The following is a 1608-nucleotide window of genomic DNA, read 5'->3' as shown; positions in this document are numbered from 1 at the left end:
ATACCTGCCAATGTTTAAATCGTGAGAGACGCAGAGTAGACACCCCACCGTCGGAGCCTAGCGGCTAAGGGCGGAACAGTCGTATCTTAAGGGGGGGGAACGGTGTCCTGTCTTTCATGGGGCTCGTTCATGAACCGGTTTGATCTCTGTCTCACCAATACGTTTGATCATCGGTTTCGTCCTTGTACGGCACGGTTGACTCCACAGTACCCGCAGATTACCGAAGCGCCAGGCTGGGCGCACTCTGATTGACCAGGGTCGCGGCTTTTCAGGGCTGCCGTGCACTGCATACGCATCGTTCGGCAAAGCCCGATTAGTCGACCAGCCAGTATCCGACGCGAATCGTAGGGCCTGATTTGTAGTCCTCTTTCCCCGCTCTGTAACTGCGCCAAGACCCTGAAAAAGCTTGTAGCAGTTGGGATTTTGACAGCCCCCTGGGGCGTTATTCATTGTGTCGGCGTGTACCGCTAACGCTGTCAGGCCCTGTCGACTTCTATCGATGGATAGCATTCACTTCCCCCATCCTCCGTCCGTGGTCAGGCAGGGTCATTTACCGTTTCCATTCATCCCCCCTGACAAATCTTGCAAGAGGCCTTCCTGCATGAACACCAGACTCAAACTAGGCATGAGCCAGCGCGATGGCATAATATGCCAACATCCGCAGCAGCGTTATTTGTTCCTGGAGCACAGCATGGCTACGCGAAATGTCGTTCTCACTGATCATATGGATCAGGTCATCAATGACCTGGTTGTCTCCGGCCGGTACCAGAACGCCAGCGAAGTCATGCGCGAAGGGCTTCGCCTGCTGGAGCAGCGTGAGGCTGAAGAACTGGCCAAGCTCGATGCATTGCGTCATGCCACTTCAGCAGGACTGATGGACCTGGAACGAGGTCATTTCATCGAGATTGGCGGTGACCAGTTGGAAGAGCTTCTGGCTGACATCGGCGAACGAGCTGCCCTCTCCCCCCCCAAGAACCGCTGAGCATGGGGAAGTACCGTCTCTCCCATACGGCCCTCAGTGATATCGAGGATGTTCTAAGGTACTCCCACGTACAGTTTGGCTCACATGCCAGGGTCAGATACCAAGCGCTTATACGCTCAGCCATCGAAGACCTCGCAGAAACGCCAAACAGAGTGGGTAGCAGCCCTCGAGATGAACTCTCAGAGGGACTGAGGAGCTTTCATCTGACCCACGTACGCAAGCAGGCTGCAACAGCCACTGGCACCGTACAGAGGCCGCGGCATGTCGTTTTCTATCGATTGGCGGATGACCAAGTTATTGAGATCGTTCGGATACTGCATGACGCCATGGAAGTCAGGCAGCACCTTACGCTGGAATTGATAGGTAGTTAGCGGCGCACAGCCATGAAGTACCTACTCCCCTCCTATTCACTTTTGTACACCGGCGCGGGAAACGCTTCCTCGCCGGATCAAGTGTTCCTGTACGTTCCCCCCCCTGCGCATATAAGCACCGTCCAGCAAAGGCTGACCACTCGAACAGCAACGTTCCTACACGTCCAGAGGAACCGAATTTGTAGTCCTGGTCCCTGCTCTAGTCGCTGCGCCATCGGCCTGAAAAAGCTTGTAGCAGTTGGGGTTTTGACAGCT

2 protein-coding genes are annotated in these 1608 nt (G+C 55.1%); both read left to right on the top strand.

Translation table 11 applies throughout. The annotated features are described in order from the left end of the window. The first annotated feature begins 691 nt into the window (after positions 1–691). On the top strand, positions 692–982 hold the full coding sequence (locus M5B96_RS32285) for a type II toxin-antitoxin system ParD family antitoxin (RefSeq protein WP_248801199.1): 291 nt from the start codon (positions 692–694) through the stop codon (positions 980–982). 2 nt (positions 983–984) lie between these two features. Then, positions 985–1353, top strand: a complete 369-nt coding sequence (locus M5B96_RS32280) for a type II toxin-antitoxin system RelE/ParE family toxin (RefSeq protein WP_248801197.1) — start codon at positions 985–987, stop codon at positions 1351–1353. Positions 1354–1608: the final 255 nt, after the last annotated feature.

Source organism: Pseudomonas sp. MWU13-2105 (assembly GCF_023242315.1).
In the GTDB taxonomy this organism is placed as follows: Bacteria; Pseudomonadota; Gammaproteobacteria; order Pseudomonadales; family Pseudomonadaceae; genus Aquipseudomonas.
Note: the sequence above shows the minus strand (reverse complement) of the source record. Positions and strands in the feature narration are given on the sequence as shown.